General features: G+C 67.4%; 1 protein-coding gene and 1 pseudogene. Both read right to left on the bottom strand.

The window, feature by feature from the left end:
- Positions 1-264, bottom strand: a pseudogene (locus tag JCM9942_RS17415) (glutamate 5-kinase); the annotation flags it as partial.
- On the bottom strand, positions 245-502 hold the full coding sequence (locus tag JCM9942_RS17410; RefSeq protein WP_054661045.1) for a YciI family protein: 258 nt from the start codon (positions 500-502) through the stop codon (positions 245-247). The pseudogene JCM9942_RS17415 and the gene JCM9942_RS17410, both read right to left, overlap by 20 nt.
- Positions 503-705: the final 203 nt, after the last annotated feature.

Genomic DNA, 705 nt, shown 5'->3' with positions numbered 1-705 from the left:
ACCGGCTTCGGCCGCCTTGGGCAGGATCGCGCGGCCGGCGGCCACCGCACCGGAGGACACGATCACCACCTCACGCCCGGCCAGCACATTGGCCGACACGAACTGCGCCAGACCAAGCGCGAAACGCGGCGTCAGACCACCGCCGTCCGCGGCCAGCAAGCTGCTGCCGATCTTGAGCACCGCGCGGCGCCACGGCGGCAGCGGCTGTTCGATAAATGCCGGGGGCGAGGTCTGGCTCATGGGGTCAGCGTGTGTTCCATTCATGGATGGTGAGTTCGGAGCTGTTGTGAACCGCCAGCGGATCACGGGCGACGATGGCCTTGGCCTCGTCCAGATCGGCCACGTTCTGCAGCACATAGGCGCCACCGCTGCCGTCACTGAATCCTCCGGTGACATACAGGCGGCCCTGGCCCCTCAGGTCATCCAGGAACGCCTTGTGGGGCGCGATCACCGCGTTGTCGAACGACGGCCTGCGCAGGGCCATCACCAGATACAGCCTCATTCCGCTCTCCTTTGCCGGCTATGACAGCACGCTAGCCATGCGTTCGTCGCACTTGCTTTCTTCTAGAACCAATACGGGCGCCTGTGGGGCGCCCGCATCGTGTCGACTCAGCCTGCAGCGCCTGCCAGCGCGTCCCCAGCTCGTCCAGCCGCAGGTCCGCCGCGGCACCGGGTGAAACACGGGCGGCCAGACTGCCCTCGGGG

Source organism: Stenotrophomonas pictorum JCM 9942, assembly GCF_001310775.1.
GTDB lineage: Bacteria > Pseudomonadota > Gammaproteobacteria > Xanthomonadales > Xanthomonadaceae > Stenotrophomonas > Stenotrophomonas pictorum.
This window is presented reverse-complemented; position numbering and strand designations above follow the sequence as displayed.

What these genes read in the sequence shown, in the direction of transcription:
- JCM9942_RS17410 (WP_054661045.1), bottom strand. Translation starts at nt 502, where the DNA reads ATGAGGCTGTATCTGGTGATGGCCCTGCGCAGGCCGTCGTTCGACAAC.